This is a genomic window from Pantoea sp. GbtcB22, assembly GCF_019091025.1.
Lineage (GTDB): Bacteria > Pseudomonadota > Gammaproteobacteria > Enterobacterales > Enterobacteriaceae > Pantoea > Pantoea leporis.
Map to the genome: position 1 here is coordinate 224146 of NZ_JAGXKB010000001.1, position 19044 is coordinate 243189.

Annotated in this window: 18 protein-coding genes and 2 pseudogenes; 16 read left to right on the plus strand and 4 right to left on the minus strand. The window is 47.6% G+C overall.

The window, feature by feature from the left end; translation table 11 throughout:
• Positions 1-40: 40 nt before the first annotated feature.
• Positions 41-385, minus strand: a pseudogene (locus tag KVT28_RS01055) (hypothetical protein); the annotation flags it as partial.
• Positions 386-941: 556 nt separating this feature from the next.
• Positions 942-2057: a hypothetical protein gene (locus KVT28_RS01060; protein ID WP_217546404.1), complete on the minus strand. Its 1116-nt coding sequence runs from the start codon at positions 2055-2057 to the stop codon at positions 942-944.
• Positions 2058-2268: 211 nt separating this feature from the next.
• Here KVT28_RS01060 and KVT28_RS01065 point away from each other — a divergent pair, with 211 nt between their 5' ends.
• The 10 genes from KVT28_RS01065 (at position 2269) to KVT28_RS01110 (ending at position 11127) form a co-directional block, all read left to right on the plus strand.
• Entirely contained in the window at positions 2269-3123 is an 855-nt protein-coding gene (locus KVT28_RS01065) for a helix-turn-helix domain-containing protein (protein WP_217546407.1), read from the plus strand.
• A gap of 261 nt (positions 3124-3384) precedes the next feature.
• On the plus strand, positions 3385-3594 hold the full coding sequence (locus KVT28_RS01070) for a helix-turn-helix domain-containing protein (protein ID WP_217546409.1): 210 nt from the start codon (positions 3385-3387) through the stop codon (positions 3592-3594).
• Between the two features lie 225 nt (positions 3595-3819).
• Positions 3820-4161 (plus strand): hypothetical protein, encoded by a 342-nt coding sequence (locus KVT28_RS01075; protein WP_217546411.1) that lies wholly within the window; start codon positions 3820-3822, stop codon positions 4159-4161.
• A 145-nt stretch (positions 4162-4306) separates the two neighbouring features.
• Entirely contained in the window at positions 4307-4921 is a 615-nt protein-coding gene (locus KVT28_RS01080; protein WP_217546414.1) for a recombinase family protein, read from the plus strand.
• Positions 4922-5851: 930 nt separating this feature from the next.
• Positions 5852-6199, plus strand: coding sequence for a hypothetical protein (locus tag KVT28_RS01085; protein ID WP_217546416.1), 348 nt, complete (start codon positions 5852-5854; stop codon positions 6197-6199).
• Complete coding sequence (locus KVT28_RS01090; RefSeq protein WP_217546418.1) at positions 6196-6450, plus strand: hypothetical protein; 255 nt, start codon at positions 6196-6198, stop codon at positions 6448-6450. The genes KVT28_RS01085 and KVT28_RS01090 overlap by 4 nt, the downstream gene beginning before the upstream one ends.
• On the plus strand, positions 6451-6747 hold the full coding sequence (locus KVT28_RS01095; RefSeq protein WP_217546420.1) for a hypothetical protein: 297 nt from the start codon (positions 6451-6453) through the stop codon (positions 6745-6747).
• Between the two features lie 10 nt (positions 6748-6757).
• Entirely contained in the window at positions 6758-7561 is an 804-nt protein-coding gene (locus KVT28_RS01100) for a hypothetical protein (protein ID WP_217546423.1), read from the plus strand.
• A 67-nt stretch (positions 7562-7628) separates the two neighbouring features.
• Complete coding sequence (locus tag KVT28_RS01105; protein ID WP_217546425.1) at positions 7629-9818, plus strand: hypothetical protein; 2190 nt, start codon at positions 7629-7631, stop codon at positions 9816-9818.
• 169 nt (positions 9819-9987) lie between these two features.
• Positions 9988-11127 (plus strand): hypothetical protein, encoded by a 1140-nt coding sequence (locus tag KVT28_RS01110; protein ID WP_217546428.1) that lies wholly within the window; start codon positions 9988-9990, stop codon positions 11125-11127.
• Positions 11128-11177: 50 nt separating this feature from the next.
• Here the strand turns inward: KVT28_RS01110 and KVT28_RS01115 are convergent, their stop codons facing one another.
• On the minus strand, positions 11178-12788 hold the full coding sequence (locus KVT28_RS01115) for a recombinase family protein (protein ID WP_217546430.1): 1611 nt from the start codon (positions 12786-12788) through the stop codon (positions 11178-11180).
• Between the two features lie 56 nt (positions 12789-12844).
• Positions 12845-13327 (minus strand): annotated as a pseudogene (locus tag KVT28_RS01120) (DUF72 domain-containing protein); the annotation flags it as partial.
• 231 nt (positions 13328-13558) lie between these two features.
• Here KVT28_RS01120 and aspS point away from each other — a divergent pair.
• From aspS to ruvB, 6 genes are all read left to right on the plus strand, one after another.
• Positions 13559-15340: an aspartate--tRNA ligase gene (gene aspS, locus KVT28_RS01125; RefSeq protein WP_101764156.1), complete on the plus strand. Its 1782-nt coding sequence runs from the start codon at positions 13559-13561 to the stop codon at positions 15338-15340.
• A complete protein-coding gene (nudB, locus tag KVT28_RS01130; RefSeq protein ID WP_008110490.1) occupies positions 15340-15771 on the plus strand; it encodes a dihydroneopterin triphosphate diphosphatase in 432 nt (143 codons plus the stop codon). The genes aspS and nudB overlap by 1 nt, the downstream gene beginning before the upstream one ends.
• A 241-nt stretch (positions 15772-16012) precedes the next feature.
• Positions 16013-16756 carry a YebC/PmpR family DNA-binding transcriptional regulator gene (locus KVT28_RS01135; RefSeq protein WP_007889557.1) on the plus strand — a complete coding sequence of 248 codons (744 nt, stop codon included), beginning with the start codon at positions 16013-16015 and terminating at the stop codon, positions 16754-16756.
• A 37-nt stretch (positions 16757-16793) separates the two neighbouring features.
• Positions 16794-17321: a crossover junction endodeoxyribonuclease RuvC gene (gene ruvC, locus KVT28_RS01140; RefSeq protein WP_008110486.1), complete on the plus strand. Its 528-nt coding sequence runs from the start codon at positions 16794-16796 to the stop codon at positions 17319-17321.
• A gap of 92 nt (positions 17322-17413) precedes the next feature.
• Entirely contained in the window at positions 17414-18028 is a 615-nt protein-coding gene (ruvA, locus tag KVT28_RS01145; protein ID WP_007889559.1) for a Holliday junction branch migration protein RuvA, read from the plus strand.
• Between the two features lie 8 nt (positions 18029-18036).
• Entirely contained in the window at positions 18037-19041 is a 1005-nt protein-coding gene (gene ruvB, locus KVT28_RS01150; RefSeq protein ID WP_217546432.1) for a Holliday junction branch migration DNA helicase RuvB, read from the plus strand.
• Positions 19042-19044 lie beyond the last annotated feature (3 nt).

Consider the following 19044-nt stretch of genomic DNA (forward strand, 5'->3'; position numbering starts at 1 on the left):
TTGGCAGAAACGCGGGCAGGCTGCACCCTTTGCGTTGCGTCTAGAACAGGCTCGATTGCTGCGGCCAGTCGGGCAGATCGCGTAAGGTTGGTTCCAGTTGCTGCAACTGTGGCCACAACGCCTGAAGCAGCGGAAACACCTCGCCCATATCCGGCATATGGATAAACAGCAGCGGATCGCTATCCCGCTGCCACGCTTGCAGCTTGCTGTGCCATGGCTGAAACAGCGGCACGCTCTCCGCCACGCTATCACTGCCAATGAAACGCACCATCGGTTGCGCACCGGTACGCACCACATGCAGCGGCACGCGCGGCTTTTGCGATCGAGCGTGCACCGCTGCGGCCGACTGTGAGGTGGAGGCATGCACCGGACGACTATCCAGGATTCAACCATCCATTGATACACTGTCATTCATGGCTTTTCTTCGTTGGCTTTATGCAACTTTCTGATGGCTGCTTGCCATTTATCATGGCATTCGTCACACAGCCACGCTTCCATATCTGGTTGACGATCACCACACTTTGCAGTGGTGATACCCCCGATGACCTTTCCACATCCACCTTGCAAGCTTAACTCTGCTTTACTATACGAACTGAGATGTCCCACTCTACATACCCCTTTTTAGGATTAGTATTTATCATACATTTAGCATTAGAAAATGTACGATGAAAAGTGCTTGATAGATATTGACAGTGTGAGATAATTTTTATCTAATCCATAATCACGCATGACGCCAATGCTTTTATTTAAACAGATCTTTTAAGAGTTTTGTTTACACTCTGGTCACCTAAACAGAGTTACTCTCCGCTACGCTTAACGAGCCTTATCGGTCGCTTACTCCCTCTCTCTGAACAGACCCACTTTACAGAACACTGATCAGACCTCTGAACCTCTCTTTAACGTATCTCTAAGAGTATTTTCAATTGATAGCACCTCAAATCTTAGTCATCATCAGTTATCCTTTGCCCCGAAGTTAATTCAAACATCGTCGGTTCGCCTGGTTCACCTTTGAAGTCTGGATTTGGCTCAATTTTGAAACGCCATAGGGGTAAAGTTTTCCCTTTGTAGTTTTGTGGAATCTTAACGGAAAATACTTCGGGTTCACTTTTTGTGTCGATTGCAGTGATTTGTCGCTCATATACAGTTTGTTCATTGAAAGCTTCAGTTATCATAGAACTTAAATGTCCTATGAAGTCGAATCCCTCACGCTCAATATTCTCTGGTGTCTCCGGGTTGAATATATAGCGAACACTATGAAGATTATCCTGATCATCCATAATCGCCTCCGGGTCACCGCAATCCCAACGACCAAAGCGCATTAAATAAAAGGCTAAGTTTTTCTCGTCAGAATCCGTAACCTCATCCTCTCCGCAGTATATTTTTACATCTCCAATTATAAATTGGGCTTGATTGTCGTCACTAACATCTCTGTCTTGGGATGTATCAGCAACAAGTTCAAATACGAGTGGTGCTTTAGTGGCAACCATAAGGTCACCAAGCATCGACATTTCACTATTAGCCAGTGAGTGAATAGGATTCGTTGTGTATTTTTTCTTTAATTCGATAAAGGAGCTGACAGGCAGAAGCGCCCACATTCGGAAGCAGCGATAATAGATAGCAAAATAAATGGGTACATTGTTCATTTCACCATATCTTTGCAGCTTTTCTACGTAATCTTTGGACAAAAGGAATTGTGCCCTGTGACTCGGATGTCCTTGATTCTTTACTTCAACGAATATCTGCCTACCATCTTTCAGTATTAACCTGTAATCGGGTAGTTGAATGTCCGAGTTGTCGGTAATTACTCCACCAGTATCTTCATTTTTGACCATTCGGCAGCCACCCAGCCCAGCAGCAAGATGGCCGAACAGAACCTCCATACGTTTTCCGTGCAAAAGTATTGGGTTCTCTTTAGACACTTTTAGCGAAGCCTTGACCATATCAAGAAACTTCTCTTCATCTTCAGGTGATTGCAGCTTTAACTCGCTATTGCGACTGAATGCTGTGAATAGGTCTAATGCTTCGAACTTTTCAGGGTTTCTTGATAATCTTTTCATGCTCATTCTCTATACATTATTGTTGACATTTGTTACATAAATGTTAACATAAATTATCTCTTCAGAAATGATTCTCTCACCTCACATCGCAAGACAATATACAAATCCTCTGCATTAGCACTTTAAAACGTGTGGAAGCGATACCTCTGGTATAGGTGCTTCTGTAGCGGATCTGTATATAGTTTTCTTCCACGCGTTCCATGAGGTATTAATGTATGCAGTATTAAATAACCAACCACGTACTTTCGTAAAAGCTTATCACGATGTTCTGATGTCTCCCGGCCTGAACCCGACTGATAAACTTGTATATCTGACATTGCTTTCTTATCAAGAAGCCGGCCTTCAAGTTTTCCCGTCTAATGAACATGTTGCTAAGTCGCTTGGGCTTTCTAAGTCTACGGTCATCCGTTCCACAGGTGCATTAGAAAAAGCAGGGCTAATTACCAAAATTCGTCGATTCAACAACTCCAACCTGGTAACTGTTAATCCTGTAGAGGTGTCAAAGTGCAACGTCCTGAGGTGTCAATCTGCTACCTCCAGAGGTGTCAAAATGACCTCCTATAAGAATACTGATAATAATAAAGATAAGATCAGTTTAGAAAATGAAGGTCTAAGTCAAAACATTAAAGCTTCGCTATCACAGGGTAATGGCTTATCGAAGGATACTGACTTAACCGTAGATGATTTCATTAGTGATGAGAGCGTTAGCGGTCTTAATCTAACTGAACAAAAATCTGAACAGAAGGATGAAGATGTGACCGAGACATACGCCAGTATGCCTTCTGATCCTTTCGAAGATGAAGACGAGCTAACCGACTTTAATAATGATTCTATGGTTCTCAGATCAGAAGATTACATTACTGCTAACTTTGAAGATGAACCTGACCTGACAGATAAGGATGACGAATCCACTACAAGTCCAGTCGGTCTTTACAATGATCTCAAGACACCAGAACAAAGCTACCATGATTTACTACATAAGAGTGCAAACAGAATTACTGCTTTGAACAAGAAGCCTAAGCAATTTAACCGCTCTCAATCCTACCGCTCTAATCCCAATTACTAATCCTCCGCTCAGACTATCAAGTCTGGGCACTATCACTGTAAGGCCCTTTAATGACTCCTCAAGAAATCCAACTCTTCGCACAATTACGAGACCGTCCAACGCTTCTCTCTCAGATCCTCACGCTAAAGATTGCTGGCAAAACTCACAAGCAAATTGCCGATGAACTTGGCTATTCAAAAAGCTACATCGACAATCTTCACAGTATCTACAGCAGACAATATAAGGCACTTGGTACTATTCAATCACCGTGGAGGCCACTATTTGAAACTCAACAGCCATGAAAAAGCGCTGATCATCTTCCTTCGGGAAAATCCAGATTGGACACTCGGTATCAGTAGCAACAAATCAACGGTGACCCGACGAGCAGAGATCTCGAAGCTCCGTCAACTCGGCTTGACGATGGTCACCATCAGCAGCCTGCTCGGTATCTCTGAACGCCAGTGTTATCGCGTTATGTCATCAAACATCTAACCACAGATCTCAATGCAACTCTTCAACCTACTCGCACACAGTCTTCCTATCGTACTTCCCTCAATCATCTTCCTGATTGGCCTGAAAGCTACCAATATAGATTAAAATATTGATTATATTGAAATATTATGGGTATCACTCTGTGAGTGAACTTCTAAGGTTCACCGTCAGGATTACCCAGATATCTCCTCTGTATAAAACATTTCAAACTAAGGCTCATTGATAATGACCACTGAAAACACAGCAGCACCAGAAGCAGAGGCAAGTTCACCTGCTTATGACTTCCTCCAAGCCATTCTGAACAAAGACGCTGTAACCCTTCGCAAATACGGTGTTGACGATAAGACCACCAGCACAATTGACCTGAAGACGCAGATTGATGTTGCACATAAGCTCCTCGCATCTGACAACAATCACAAACGTGCTCAGTCCAAACGTGTCCTTGCTGCACAGGCTGGACTAAGCACCACCAGCGATAACAACAAACCGGCTTCAACTGTGACCCCTTCACCGCAAGCCACATTCCAGCGCCACTCTAAACTTACCCCGCTTAAATCTGCCAGCTAATCCTGTTCACATAGGGTATGCCTTAATACCTCAAGTGATTTTGCAGATATTCCTGTTCATGATAAGTCCTGTTATTGATTTATCGTGAGTGATTCACGTATAATGGGTCTAAATCAACTTAACGTGAATATCATCAGGGGTTAATATGGATACGCTGCTATATCTCAGGGCCAGTACAGTGGAACAGGACGCTAACCGTGCTCGTGAGTCTATGCTTCAGTTTGCTGCTGAACATAATCTGAACATCATCAATGAATACGTCGATAACGCATCAGGCGCATCGTTGCAGCGCCCAGAGTTAAACAGACTGCTCAAGGATGCCCGTAAGAATGATGTCCTCTTAGTTGAGTCTACAGACCGCCTGACCCGCTTATCCGCTGAAGAGTGGGAACAACTCAAGACACTGCTCACTGAACGTGGGTTAAGACTCGTAATCGCAGACGTACCCACCAGCTACATGAATATGCAAACGGGTAACGCTGTTACTGATGGGATCATGAAGGCGATTAATCAGATGCTGGTTGAGATCCTCGCTACGATGGCTCGTGAAGATTATGAGAAGCGTAAACAGCGTCAGCTTCAGGGTATTCAGAAGGCTAAAGAGGCTGGTCTGTATAAGGGTAGGGCAGCAGACACGGTGCTACGTTCGAAGATCCTGGTTAACCGTGCCAAGTTCCCAACAATGTCTCAGAAGGAATTAGCGAAACTCTCAGGCTGTTCTGTAGGTCTCGTAAACAAAGTCCTTAAAACTTTGGCTTGATGGCTATCTATGGTTAGATCGAGTGGTTGTGTGACCAGATTCAACCAGAAGCCATGAGCCACACTCTGGTAATATTCTGTTCGCCATATTTTAATATTCTGCACAGAGGGCTTAGCTTAAGTCTGGGTTCTCTAAGCACATAACCGCATACTTTCGACCAAAAATATTTCCCCCTCCAGCAATCATCCCGGTTAAATCCATCCCTCCAGATTTTTTAGAAAAGAATCTGAAAACAACAAATTATCCTGCCCAAAAGGTCACCATCAATGTCTGATAAACTTTCCAAATCCGAGATTCAGTACAATAGAAACTGTTCTGAGGAAGATCGCCAGCGCGAAATCAAACGTCAACGAGCAATGCGTGATGTACGCGCTCAAGCCTCGATGTTCCGCGCTCTTCCAACTGAACCTGCTCACAGATATACGAATAGTGAAGGTTATAGCGTATCATTAAATTGCTTGCCCATATCACTTATCTAACGACAAGTCAACACATAAAGCTTGACAAATGTTACCATTATGTTAAAATTTCCTTGTAATCTGTTAACTGGTCAGTTAACGCCACTCTCTTCAAGATGCCCATAGTGCGGTGACTTCTGCTTCACCGCCTATTTTAAAACACTCCATCAGCCATATTCGCAAAGATACTTTGTCTGTCGAAATCCTGTGTCTACCGTTACTCCAGCGGGTCAAGCGCAGGTGCAAAACTGTTCCCGTGCCTTTGCGGGGTTCTTCACGGTTGCAGCAGTCTTTGCGAATACTTGGTTGTATTCATTCCTGAATTTATACATTTAGTCGTCATCCTGATAATCGGGCTGGCGACAATTTTTTATCCATTATCAAAAGGTATCCCCGCAAATGATCCCAGCACTTTTAACAACCCTTGTTGTAGTCGCAGTGTGTCGTCTGGAAACGTATTTGGAGGCACAGAATGATGTCAGTCTCTGAACTACTCCAACTCATGGAATCACAGCACGAGTCCAGCAGCGTGACCACTCTTGACCAGCAACGCGAACAAATCGAACAGAAGGCCGAAATGGAATCCGAACTGGTGAGCGTCAACCGCAAGATCAATATCTGTAGCAAGAACATCGCCCACTACACACAGTTCGCTGCTCAGCAACTACAAAGCAACCCTGAGTCATTTGGCCCCGATGTTGTGACACTGTTAAACAATATCGTCACCGCACGTGTGATGCGCGATAAACCTGAACTGTTTAATGAACTCCAGCAGCTTCAGCAACGTGCTGAAGAAATCCAAAAAGAGGTTTGTAAATGAACAATGAATACGATGAACAAGCTGAAAGGGTAAAAGCACGCAGGAAAGTGATTGCAGATGAGATCCAGCCTCTGATCCTGAATGAGATTCAAAATCCATCAAAAACGGTTATCCCACCTGAACTTTTCATGCCAACTCCGCGCCCTACTAAAGAACAACGTCACGCTGCATTGATGTCTGTGATTAATAGCCCGGACTTCCAACGCGAACTTTTAAATGCCGCTGCGAATGCTGCGAAGGCTGGTTTGTAAATGAACAATATTATCCAGTGGAAAGATCAGCTCGACCTTTCAAAAGGCTTCGTAATCGATCTTGAAAACGCCAGTGCAGCAGAAGCACTAACGGGTATCTATAAACACCCTGAGAAATTAATCGCAGGTTTTGCTGACATGTTTCTACTGATGGGTTTTAACCCACAGGAATCAGAAGAAATGGCTATCAAGCTCTATCACCAGGCACGTGATGCTATGGAAAACATGATCGACAAATACCGATCTATTCCAGTGCCTAAAACAAATCTATTCCCCGCAAACGCTACACAGCATTGAGAATCACATAATGAAAATTACAACACACAGCGGTAACCCTGTTCAACATATTGGCCCCGTTAAAGACTTTAACGTTGATATCCATACACTGAATGGTGCTGCACATATCAAGTATGACCAACAGTATGTACCAGATGTTGATGCAGATGCAGAAAAAAGGATCAGCCAAAAGGCAGACCAACAGATTGCCTCTGAGAAGGTGCTCAGAGAACAGGCAAAAGTTGACCTGCAGTCAGCCTACGATGATCTTCTTCCTTCAGAAAAACGTCTTGCTCTGGAACGCTACTGGACACCGATTATCCAGAAACTGGCTTCTCAGCATGAATCACACTGTGACGCGGTGACCGAGTTTGAAGAGTCTGAGTCAACATTTCGTGCAAAGGTTCAGGCTGAATATGCATACCGTCTGAAGCACCCTCATATAAAGACTCTACAGGTTGCCGGTGACTACCATTTCAACACTTTACTGTCGGGTGGTCACATTGACATCGAAGGATACAGACTTGTTGAGCGTCGCTCTAATGGTGGTGGAATCCAGTTAGTTAACGGTGCACTCGCTCCAGCACAAGGCTCCTTTACTCTGGTATATATCCCTGTAGATGTCCCAAATGTTCAGAGCTATGCGCAATCTTCAGAAGCTCTTGCAGCCTCACGTCAGGAGTATCACCACCAGCTCCAGCGCCTTATTGAAAAGCGCAAAGCAGCAGCCAGAAAGCTGACTGAAGCTAAGCAATCAGCGCGTGATGCACTTGCAGCAATCCCTTCCTTTGATGACCTCATTTCGGACAGTGTGAAACGTGCGACACGCAAATAAACACAATCAAGACCCATAAGGCTCACGCTTAACTGCCGTGGGCCTTTTTATTAATAAGGCCCAAACAATGGCACAGACAGTTGATGAATTTATCATCGAGTTGGGTTTCTCTGAGAAGGTTCTCAAGGGGCTTCAGAAACTCGAGAAACAAATCATGCCAATCGCAACGAGAATGGAAAAGTCTCTCAACCGAACTTTCTCCAAAGATTATTCACGTGGCATGGAAAAGACTTTTAAAAATATTGAACGCAGAGCGGAACAAGCCAGCAGAAACATTAACCGTTCTCTCCAGGGGGCATTTAACGTTGGCAACGGTAACTCTGGGATGTTTGACCGTTACCGTAGGGAAGGTAATGCAGCCGCTCGTGATGTTGGAAGAGCAATCCGTGAAAGCTACCGTATCCGTGGGCAATCGAACCCGCCTTTACCACCACTTCCAAGACCTGGGCAGTCCCGCCATCAGAGAAACCCTCGACAGGCAATCCAAGATCTTCATCAGAGACAGATCACAAGTCCGTTCTATGGCAATTTACAGCTACGTGATGCTGACAGGGCAGCGCAGTACAGATCTCGCCTTGAGCGTTTAAGAATGGAGCACACGGCATCGCAGGATATGAGAGGCTTCCGTCAAAATCTTAGAAGTCTAAATTATGAGTTTGCTCAAGGTCAGCGTTTAGCATCGCAGCAGCGTGCAGCAGCCCGTTTACAGGCCCTTGAAGCGTCTAACGCTGGCGCTGGGTTATCCCGTCTTACAGATGGTGCTACAGGGCTTCTGGCTGGCTTCTTCGCGCTTAACAAAGCTCTTAATTTCCTTCAGGAAAGCATCACTATCGGAGGTAAGTTCCAGCAAGCGCATACAATGGGAGTTGTTGCCTATGGTGATGAAGCAGAAAATACACGCATGACCCAGAAAGCAGATGATGTCTCTCACAGTTACGGTCTCGACCCACTTCAGACACGCGAGCATATGGCGCAGATGCGAATGACCATGCCTGACGGTTTTACGAACGACAAGATTGCTGAATTGTTCGAGAATGAATCCGTCTTCGCACATACAACAGGTATGGATGCACAGGCTGTGGGACGTCTTAACTATGCACTCCAGCAGGTCGCTGTCTCAGCACACCTTATGGGGCAAGATTTCATGCAGATTGTCAACGCCTCACCAGCATTGGTGAAAGGTTTGCAGAAGCTGCACGGTCTGAAGAACAGCTCCGAACTTAAGGAATACTACAAAACTGTACCGGGTTCTGCATTCGTCGAAGATGCAATGAAAGTGATGAAGCCTACAGAGCAACAAAAGGCTATGGCACATAACAACATCATTGCCGCTCAAGGTCGTCTCGCAGGCTCATTACAGTTTGCCAAGCGTGACTTCTTCGACAGCATGGAAAAGCCCATGATTCGTCTGTTCGCTACTCTGACAAATTCAGCTGATCAGCTTGGTTCAACCCTCACACCTGTATCTAAAGCGGTAGGCTATTTCGCAGACCGTCTCTCAGATGTGGCTGAGAATGCCAACCAAGCAGCGATGAACGTCTCAGGTTATGCAGGTAAATATTCAGAGGATTGGGATAAGTTTTACAGTGGTCTCGACAAATCTACCCAAGATAATCTCCAGAAGCTCTCAGGAGTGTTCAATCAGTGGTTTGACGTATTGATTGCAGTTGTCGCTGGTAAGCTTGCCTTAGCGGGTATCTCCAAAGTTGGTAAATTGGCTGGATTAGGATCAGCAGGTGAGATTGCCGGGGCAGCAGGCCGTACATTTGGCATTGCAGCAGCGGTAGTCCTTGGTAAAGAGTTGGGCGACATGATGTTTGATGAATGGATCCCACAGTTCCAAAAGTTTGCACATAAGCAATGGGGATGGGGTGGTGCAGATGGTACGGAGACCACACACGGTGGCAATGTGATCAAGGATTCCCCACTCGATAAAGTGTTGTCCTTCTTCCAAAGCAATGCACTGGCTGCTACTTCAAATATGTCTGCTGTTGTATATCCTCCGTTACTGACAAACAACCCTGCTATGGCGCTACCATCTCAGAAGATGCAGTTCAGTTTTGCGCCTCTGAAAATTGAAGTCACTAATAATGGCAAGCTCGATGTGACCATGCCTGACGGAACGGTGCAGAGAATCGCTCTGGATGCAGTACAGCAGCAGCATGAGGTTCAGATGATGTCTGCTCAAGGTCTACAGGGATCGTGGCAAGGTGCAGGAAATAACGCTGGATTTAGCCCATCTCTTCTAATGCGTTAGCAATATGTGACCCTGTTCAGTGAAAGCTGTACAGGGTTTTCATTTATCTGATTTCGGATAACATTCTTTAAAAGGTGTTTTTTCATAACCCACCAGCAATTTACACTTGAAATAGGAATACACAAAGCTCAATAATGGTCATTAGATAAACAGTCACAAGGATGTTAAAATGTCTACCCTTCTCCAAGACTATCAAGTTGAAATAAACCCTGAAATTATAAGCGAATTTCGTGATGTAGTTAATAGTAATGACCATTTTGTATGTGATTACTTTAAAAACAGAAATGGCAAAAACCTCTGGAATGCTATTTGCAGTTGCATGGATTGGATTACTGTAACAGTTAGATATATTAATAACTATCCAGAGATTTCAAAAGACATGGATGTTAAAGCCATGCAAATATATTCTTTGATTTCTTCTATAGATATAATACATGAGTCCTTAACTCAATTACATCGTATTATAATTGATGGGAATATGAAGAATTGGCCTTTTAAGGGGCAGTCAAAGATATTTAAAAATAAAGTTCAACATCTCGAGCATTGTGATGATGATGACTACTTTCGAGAAATAAGAGCCATATTTGGAGCACACCCAACATCTTTGAAGGGTGACCAAGGGGAAAGAATGTTTGCAAGTTGGCCTCATGATCATTCTTTTAAGGGCGAAGATTTTACAGTAAATTTGTACAGCAATATTCCCGGTAAAGATGATATTCATGTTGGTCTCTACATCAAGGAATTGTTGATATATGCAAAAGAGCGCTATGAGTATCTGTTCCAACTTGAGCAAAAACTTGATTCATTATATCAGGCTCACTGTTTAACATTGGCAAGTAAGGTTATTCCTGAGACCGATAATACACTTGATGAAATTGATATTTTGTCACAAGAGAATGAAATCAGATCAGGTAGTGATTATTATCAGGGTATGCTTTGGGAGTTGGCATTATTATTCAGAACTGAATTGACTGAACCACATCTCAAGGTAGAAGAACAGGATTACAAAGCGGAACTTTTGCAGTTGATAAATGAATTAAGGAAAAACATACAATCAATGAATATGATTGAATTGAAATATGATTACCTTTTGCCAAACTCCCTGCCAAAATACCATTTGCAGTACGACATTTCAAAGGTCTTATCGTCAATATCTAATAGCAGATATGACCCCTTATTGCCCATGTTTATTAGAAACTTCAATGAATATAGCCATAATCATTATGATTTCAAACCATCAGAGAGCATTGAGGTTATATATTTGAAGCTCAAATTGATGATTTACGCTACAACAATCAAGAATGTGTAATTAAGTGGACTCTGGTTGAACATAAATACAGAGTCCGAAAATATCATTTTTTATTCTGACTCTTTAACCCAATCAGGCGCAGTAGATATCAACACGTGATTCGGTATGTGGTGGTTACCTTTACCAAATCTGATTTCTGAGTAACCCATGACAGGTAGTAGTTCCAGATCTCTGGCACCATCAATAACCCTGTCCAGTGGGTAATCATGGAACATAAGACCGTTATGGAACTCAATCTTGCAAACCTTCTTAGCTGTATCGACTGATATACTACGGATCATGCGTTTAATAATGATTTGCGCTTCAACCCTGTTCTTTTTAACAGTTAAATCAAGATGATTGATAGTATCCAGTTTACTTGACTGATTGCGCTGATGGGCTTCAGCAACTGCCTTTTCAGCCTCTTTAATCTGCTTGTTCAGCGTACGTAATTCATCAGCAATCGCTTCAGTGTCGTCAGTTAGCATAGCCAGCTTAACAAGCCTCTCACGCTGCTTCTGAAGAGTTTCCAGCGAAGATTGAAGCTCACCTATTACTTTTCCGTTATCGCTGTTCAGATTCAATCTGTGAGCGTTGTACAGCAGACCCTGAACCAGTGATTTATCAGTCTTTAACCTGGATATACCCATTGCGTCACAGCGCCCTTCATACTTCATTGAGCATCTATAATTGCCCGACCTCTTTGAAGTGACTCCAGTAACGATCATGATGAAACCACACTTAGAACAGCGCATAACCCCTTTAAAGAGATTCGTCAGCAATGGCTTGTCAGATGAGGGTCTGCGTCCAGTACCTGTTTTAAGTTGCTGTACCGCATAAAACTGTTCTTGTGTGACAATGGCGGGGTAGTAATCTGGAATCTCCTGCACACCTTTAACAACCATTGACTTTGATGGAACTTTGAAGCCAATAACCGCGCGATTGCTCAGAAGTTCGGTAACCGTAGACTGTGACCAGACACCAGCTTGCGACTTGTACTGATTAAGGGTAGCGAAGCCTTCTTCGTTCATTGCTTTGGCGATCTTCACATGTGAGAGACCATCAAGCCGAAGCTGGAAAACACGCTGTACAGCTTTTACGTTTTCGGGTATCTGTTCGAATTCTTGCCCGTCTTCAGAGACTCTCAGCCACGCTACACAGCGACGAGACATTATCTTGCCGGTTGATTCTGCTTCTTTGCGCTTGTTTGCCCATGCAGATCTTAGACGTTTTGACTTGGTTAATGATTCCTCGTGTGCCCGTTCCATAACAAGCATGGCCTTAATCATCGAAAGGCTGTCTCTGAGGCTTTCTTCCTTATACCAACTACCATCAACCAGCGTGACCACTTCTACGCCTGCTCTGAGTATCTTTCTCAGTTGTTCACCAGCTTTATCAATATCCTGTCTTGAAACCCTGTCCAGACTTTCGACGAGCAACACCGATCCACGCTCGATGTAGCCAGATTCCACAGCGGCAAGGAACTCACCAAAGGCACCAGATTTTGCATTGGCTCCAGAGTAACCACTTATACCGAGATCCTGAAAACGCATGCTTTCATCAAGGTGATAATGTGGATTGTCCTCAAGCCATTTCTGAATCAGCTTACTTTGTCGCTTGGTTGAGTCTCCAGTAATCTGGCTTCTGGTTGAAAATCGGATGTAAGAAATAGCCTTTGGCATGGTTGCCGCACCTCAAGAGTTACACATATGAAAGTGTATCATAAGGAAGTAAACTTAAGCATCACCCGATTAATTTGACGCTCCAGCAAACCGCGATTCAGCGCGCGTTCAGCATCTCCTTTGGCGAAAAATGCCTGATGCCGCACCTCGACGCCATAGCGGAAATTGCGCGGCAAACTATCGAGAAAAGACCACAAATCGCCGAGCTGAGCCGGTGAAAACGCCGCCGGCAGCTGCAGCCAGTATTGACCGATGCGCGTGCTGAGCGGATCGAGCAGACGGAAAAACTCATTCAGCAACTCATCACAGTCGCGTAGAGCCGCTTTATGGCTGATGCTTTCGGGAAACTTGAAGCAGAAACGGAAATCGTCGTGCGTCATGTCGCGCCAGCGCAGCACCACTTCCGGCTTTGGCAGCGCATACAACGTGGTATTACCTTCCACACAACCAAACAGCTGCGCGTAATCGGCTAAGGTCTCAATACCGAACTGTTTCCATTGCGCGTGCTGCCATTGCGGTAATCCAATACGAAGTGTCAACGCGAACTCCTGAATCCTTTAGGGCGGGAAAGGGCGGCTTAATGTAACCTGTTTTGATGTCGGCAGGAAAAACAGCGCGATAAAGCATAATGTTTTGTCCGCTTTGATCGGGCTCCACTTATCCTGCCTGGGTTTTTCCATTATAATAGCCGCCTTTTTTGCGACAGCATCTCAGAAGGTTACGCGGCCTGATGCTGTCTGGCAGCAGCGGCGAAGTTAAAAGGATACGTTATGCGTACAGAATATTGCGGACAGCTCAATCTGTCTCACGTGGGTCAGCAAGTCACTCTCTGCGGCTGGGTAAATCGCCGTCGCGATCTGGGTAGCCTGATTTTTATCGATATGCGTGACCGTGAAGGTATCGCGCAGGTGTTCTTTGATGCCGATCGTCAGGACGCTTTCCAGCTGGCATCTGAGCTGCGTAACGAATTCTGTATCCAGATCACCGGCACCGTGCGTGCACGTGACGAAAAGAACAAAAACAGCGATATGGCGACCGGCGAAGTGGAAGTGTTTGCCCACGAGCTGAATATCATCAACCGCGCTGAACCGCTGCCGCTGGACTCTAACCAGGTCAACAGCGAAGAAGCGCGCCTGACCTATCGTTACCTGGACCTGCGTCGTCCGGAAATGGCGCAGCGTTTGAAAACCCGCGCTAAAATTACCAGCTTCGTGCGTCGCTTTATGGACGACCAGGGTTTCCTCGATATCGAAACGCCGATGCTGACCAAAGCCACGCCTGAAGGCGCGCGTGACTATCTGGTGCCAAGCCGCGTGCATAAAGGCAAGTTCTACGCGCTGCCGCAGTCGCCACAGCTGTTCAAACAGCTGCTGATGATGTCGGGTTTTGACCGCTACTATCAGATCGTTAAGTGTTTCCGTGACGAAGATCTGCGTGCAGATCGTCAGCCAGAATTTACCCAGATCGACGTGGAGACCTCTTTCATGACCGCAGAGCAGGTGCGTGAAAAGATGGAACGTCTGATTCGTGAATTGTGGATCGATATCAAAGGCGTGGATCTCGGTGACTTCCCGCAGATGACTTTTGCGGAAGCGATGAACCGTTACGGCTCAGATAAGCCAGACCTGCGTAACCCAATGGAGCTGGTCGACGTTGCCGATCTGCTGAAAAACGTAGAATTCCAGGTGTTTGCTGGCCCAGCCAATGATGCCAAAGGCCGCGTGGCGGCTCTGCGCGTACCGGGCGGTGCAGCGCTGACGCGTAAGCAAATCGATGAGTACGGTGAATTTGTCAAAATTTATGGCGCCAAAGGTTTGGCGTGGATGAAGATCAACGAACGCGCGAAAGGCTTCGAAGGCGTACAGAGCCCGGTTGCCAAGTTCCTCAGCGCAGAAATCGTTGAAGACATTCTCAACCGTACTGGCGCCCAAGATGGCGACCTGATCTTCTTCGGTGCGGACCGCGCCAAAGTGGTGGCGGATGCGCTGGGTGCGCTGCGTCTGAAAGTGGGCCGCGATCTGCAGATTACTGATGACAAAGCCTGGGCGCCGCTGTGGGTGATCGACTTCCCAATGTTTGAGGAAGATGATGAGGGCGGCCTGGCAGCGATGCACCATCCGTTCACGTCGCCGAAAGACCTGAGCGCAGAACAGCTGGCAACCGATCCGGTACAAGCGGTAGCGAATGCCTACGATATGGTGATTAACGGCTACGAAGTGGGTGGCGGTTCCGTACGTATTCATAATGGTAAAATGCAGCAGACGGTATTCAGCATCCTCGGCATTACTGAAGAAGAGCAGCGTGAGAAGTTTGGCTTCCTGCTCGACGCACTGAAATACGGTACGCCGCCGCACGCCGGCCTGGCGTTCGGCCTGGATCGTCTGACCATGCTGTTGACCGGCACCGATAACATCCGTGATGTGATCGCGTTCCCGAAAACGACTGCCGCCGCGTGCATGATGACCGAAGCCCCAAGCGAAGCCAATCCCGCTGCGTTGCTGGACCTCGGCATTCTGGTGGCGCCGAAAAAAGAAAAAACAGAGAACAAATAATGGGCTTTAAACATCCGGTTTCGGTGCTGGTGGTGATTTTTGCCCGCGATACCGGCCGGGTGTTAATGCTGCAGCGACGTGATGACGACAGCTTCTGGCAATCGGTCACTGGCAGCCTGGAAGCGGGCGAAACCCCGCGCCAGGCAGCTCAGCGCGAAGTGTTAGAAGAACTTGCCATTGATATTGCGCACGAAAAGCTAGTGCTGGACGATTGCCACAAGCAAATCGAGTTTGAGATCTTCCCGCACTATCGCCATCGTTACGCACCGGGCACCACGCACAATCGCGAACACTGGTTCAGGTTGGCTATACCCGCAGAACGCGACCTGCTGCTCACCGAGCATCTCGCCGCGCGCTGGCTCGAACCCGCCGCTGCTGCTGCCCTCACCAAGTCCTGGAGTAACCGCCAGGCGATTGAAGAATTTATCTGAATGCTCGCCGCCGCGCGTTTTTCCGGTGGCGAATGCATTAAGTTTTATGAATCTGGTGAGTTTTCAACGAACGCACCGAACAATATCGAACAGTCAGGCGTAATCGGCGCCGCGAGGTTGTTCACCGCCAGCGCACAGCAACCGGAGCGTACTTATGTACGTGAGGATTGCGAGCACTGCCGGGGGACAAGATCGCAAGTAAGATAGCCTGCACCCAGTAAAAGATCGGAGATAAAGTAAGATGGCTGGACACAGTAAATGGGCGAATACTAAGCATCGTAAAGCTGCTCAGGACGCTAAGCGCGGTAAAATCTTCACCAAAATCATTCGTGAGCTGGTCACCGCCGCGAAACTGGGCGGTGGCGATGCGGGTTCCAACCCACGTCTGCGCGCAGCGATGGATAAAGCGCTGTCTAACAACATGACGCGCGACACCATGAACCGTGCCATCGCACGCGGCGTGGGCGGTGAAGATGATTCCAACATGGAAACCATCATTTATGAAGGTTACGGTCCGGGCGGCTCAGCAGTGATGATTGAGTGCCTGAGCGACAACCGCAACCGTACCGTGGGCGAAGTGCGTCATGCCTTCACCAAAACCGGCGGCAACCTCGGTACCGACGGTTCGGTTTCTTACCTGTTCAGTAAGAAGGGTGTAATCTCCTTCGCGCCAGGTCAGGACGAAGATGCGGTGATGGAAGCGGCGCTGGAAGCCGGTGCAGAAGACGTTGTGGCCTATGACGACGGCGCGATTGATGTCTTTACCGCGTGGGAAGAGATGGGTGCGGTGCGTGATGCGCTGGAAGCGGGCGGTCTGAAAGCCGACTCGGCTGAAGTCTCGATGATCCCTTCCACTAAAGCCGAAATGGATGCCGAAACCGCGCCGAAACTGCTGCGCCTGATCGACATGCTGGAAGACTGTGACGACGTGCAGGAAGTTTACCATAACGGTGAAATCTCTGATGAGATCGCAGAAACGCTGTAATGGCGTTGCTTAAAACCCCACTCACCGGAGACGCGCCGTGGCGATAATTCTCGGGATCGATCCCGGCTCGCGCGTCACCGGTTACGGTGTTATTCGCCAAACCGGCCGCCAGCTTACCTATCTGGGCAGCGGCTGTATCCGCACCAGCGTCACCGATCTGCCGACGCGCCTCAAACTGATCTACGCGGGCGTCAGCGAAATTATCACCCAGTTCTCACCCGACTATTTCGCCATCGAGCAGGTGTTTATGGCCAAGAATGCGGACTCAGCGCTGAAGCTGGGCCAGGCGCGTGGTGCGGCGATTGTCGCGGCGGTGAATCATGATTTGCCAGTGTTTGAATACGCGGCGCGCCAGGTGAAGCAAACCGTTACCGGCACCGGCGGCGCTGAGAAAAGTCAGGTGCAGCATATGGTACGAACCTTGCTGAAACTGCCAGCCAACCCGCAGGCGGATGCCGCCGATGCGCTGGCCATCGCCATTACGCATTGCCATATGAGCCAAAACGCGGCGCGTATCAGCGATACGAAACTGGTGATGACGCGCGGACGTATGCGATCGGGTTAGCGGAAACGAAACGCGGTATGAGGCTGGATATTCATCCAGCCTTTTTTATGGTATATAAACAGGCTTACTTATCAGATTAAGGAATTGCTCAGGTGATTGGTCGTTTACGAGGCAACATTCTGGAAAAACAGCCGCCGCTGGTGTTGATTGAGGCGCACGGTGTCGGTTATGAAGTGCACATGCCAATGACCTGCTTTTACGAGCTGCCGGAGATCAATCAGGAAGCGATTATCTTTACGCAGTTTGTGGTACGCGAAGATGCGCAGCTGCTGTTCGGTTTCAATAACAAGCAGGAGCGCACGCTGTTCCGCGAGCTGGTGAAGGTGAATGGCGTTGGACCAAAACTGGCGCTGGCAATTCTGTCTGGCATGTCGGCCCAGCAGTTCGTGACCGCCGTTGAGCGACAAGAAATTGCCTCGCTGATCAAACTGCCGGGCGTCGGTAAAAAAACCGCCGAGCGTTTGATTGTGGAGATGAAAGACCGCTTTATCGGCATGCACGGCGATCTGTTTGGTGGTGATTCAACCTTTACGTTGACCACGCCATCTGCTGCACAAGACAATAACGATGCTGAAGCCGAAGCGGTATCAGCGCTGGTGGCTCTGGGCTATAAACCGCAGGAAGCCAGCCGTATGATCAGCAAAGTCGGTAAACCGGATGCGGATTGCGAAACCCTGATTCGTGAAGCCCTGCGCGCAGCTATTTGAGGTAAAGCATGATTGAAGCCGATCGTCTGGTCTCGGGCAGTCCCTTTAATGAAGAAGAAACGCTCGACCGTGCCATTCGTCCCAAGCTGCTCACGGAATATGTTGGCCAGCCGCAGGTGCGCGAGCAAATGGAGATTTTCATCCAGGCTGCGAAACTGCGTGGCGATGCACTCGATCATCTGCTGATTTTCGGCCCGCCGGGACTGGGTAAAACTACGCTGGCTAACATCGTCGCTAACGAAATGGGCGTCAATCTGCGCACCACGTCCGGCCCGGTGCTGGAAAAAGCCGGCGATCTGGCGGCGATGCTCACTAACCTCGAACCGCATGATGTGCTGTTTATTGATGAGATCCATCGACTGTCGCCAGTGGTGGAAGAAGTGCTGTATCCAGCGATGGAAGATTATCAGCTGGATATCATGATTGGTGAAGGTCCGGCAGCGCGTTCGATTAAGCTCGATCTGCCGCCGTTTACCCTGATTGGTGCCACGACGCGTGCCGGTTCTTTAACTTCGCCGCTGCGCGACCGTTTCGGCATCGTGCAGCGCCTTGAGTTCTATAACGTACCCGATCTGCAACATATCGTGGGTCGTAGCGCGGCCTGTCTTGGCCTGGCGCTGAGCGAAGAGGGCGCGCTGGAGATAGCGCGTCGTGCACGCGGAACGCCGCGTATCGCTAACCGCCTGCTGCGCCGCGTGCGTGACTTTGCGGAAGTGCGCGCCAACGGCAATCTGAGCGGCGAAGTATCAGCCAGCGCGCTGGATATGCTTAACGTCGACAGCCAAGGTTTCGATTACATGGACCGCAAACTGCTGCTGGCGATTATCGATAAGTTCTCGGGTGGTCCGGTTGGCTTAGATAACCTGGCAGCGGCGATTGGCGAAGAGCGGGAAACTATTGAGGATGTGATTGAACCCTTCCTGATCCAGCAAGGATTCATTCAACGCACGCCGCGTGGCCGGATGGCCACGCAGCATGCTTACAAACACTTTGGTATCAGTCGCGAAGAGTAAACC

What these genes read in the sequence shown, in the direction of transcription:
- KVT28_RS01100 (WP_217546423.1), top strand. Translation starts at nt 6,758, where the DNA reads ATGAAAATTACAACACACAGCGGTAACCCTGTTCAACATATTGGCCCC.
- KVT28_RS01085 (WP_217546416.1), top strand. Translation starts at nt 5,852, where the DNA reads ATGATGTCAGTCTCTGAACTACTCCAACTCATGGAATCACAGCACGAG.
- KVT28_RS01090 (WP_217546418.1), top strand. Translation starts at nt 6,196, where the DNA reads ATGAACAATGAATACGATGAACAAGCTGAAAGGGTAAAAGCACGCAGG.
- KVT28_RS01060 (WP_217546404.1), bottom strand. Translation starts at nt 2,057, where the DNA reads ATGAAAAGATTATCAAGAAACCCTGAAAAGTTCGAAGCATTAGACCTA.
- KVT28_RS01105 (WP_217546425.1), top strand. Translation starts at nt 7,629, where the DNA reads ATGGCACAGACAGTTGATGAATTTATCATCGAGTTGGGTTTCTCTGAG.
- KVT28_RS01115 (WP_217546430.1), bottom strand. Translation starts at nt 12,788, where the DNA reads ATGCCAAAGGCTATTTCTTACATCCGATTTTCAACCAGAAGCCAGATT.
- KVT28_RS01080 (WP_217546414.1), top strand. Translation starts at nt 4,307, where the DNA reads ATGGATACGCTGCTATATCTCAGGGCCAGTACAGTGGAACAGGACGCT.
- KVT28_RS01065 (WP_217546407.1), top strand. Translation starts at nt 2,269, where the DNA reads ATGTATGCAGTATTAAATAACCAACCACGTACTTTCGTAAAAGCTTAT.
- KVT28_RS01095 (WP_217546420.1), top strand. Translation starts at nt 6,451, where the DNA reads ATGAACAATATTATCCAGTGGAAAGATCAGCTCGACCTTTCAAAAGGC.
- nudB (WP_008110490.1), top strand. Translation starts at nt 15,340, where the DNA reads ATGGGCTTTAAACATCCGGTTTCGGTGCTGGTGGTGATTTTTGCCCGC.
- KVT28_RS01135 (WP_007889557.1), top strand. Translation starts at nt 16,013, where the DNA reads ATGGCTGGACACAGTAAATGGGCGAATACTAAGCATCGTAAAGCTGCT.
- ruvB (WP_217546432.1), top strand. Translation starts at nt 18,037, where the DNA reads ATGATTGAAGCCGATCGTCTGGTCTCGGGCAGTCCCTTTAATGAAGAA.
- aspS (WP_101764156.1), top strand. Translation starts at nt 13,559, where the DNA reads ATGCGTACAGAATATTGCGGACAGCTCAATCTGTCTCACGTGGGTCAG.
- KVT28_RS01110 (WP_217546428.1), top strand. Translation starts at nt 9,988, where the DNA reads ATGTCTACCCTTCTCCAAGACTATCAAGTTGAAATAAACCCTGAAATT.
- KVT28_RS01075 (WP_217546411.1), top strand. Translation starts at nt 3,820, where the DNA reads ATGACCACTGAAAACACAGCAGCACCAGAAGCAGAGGCAAGTTCACCT.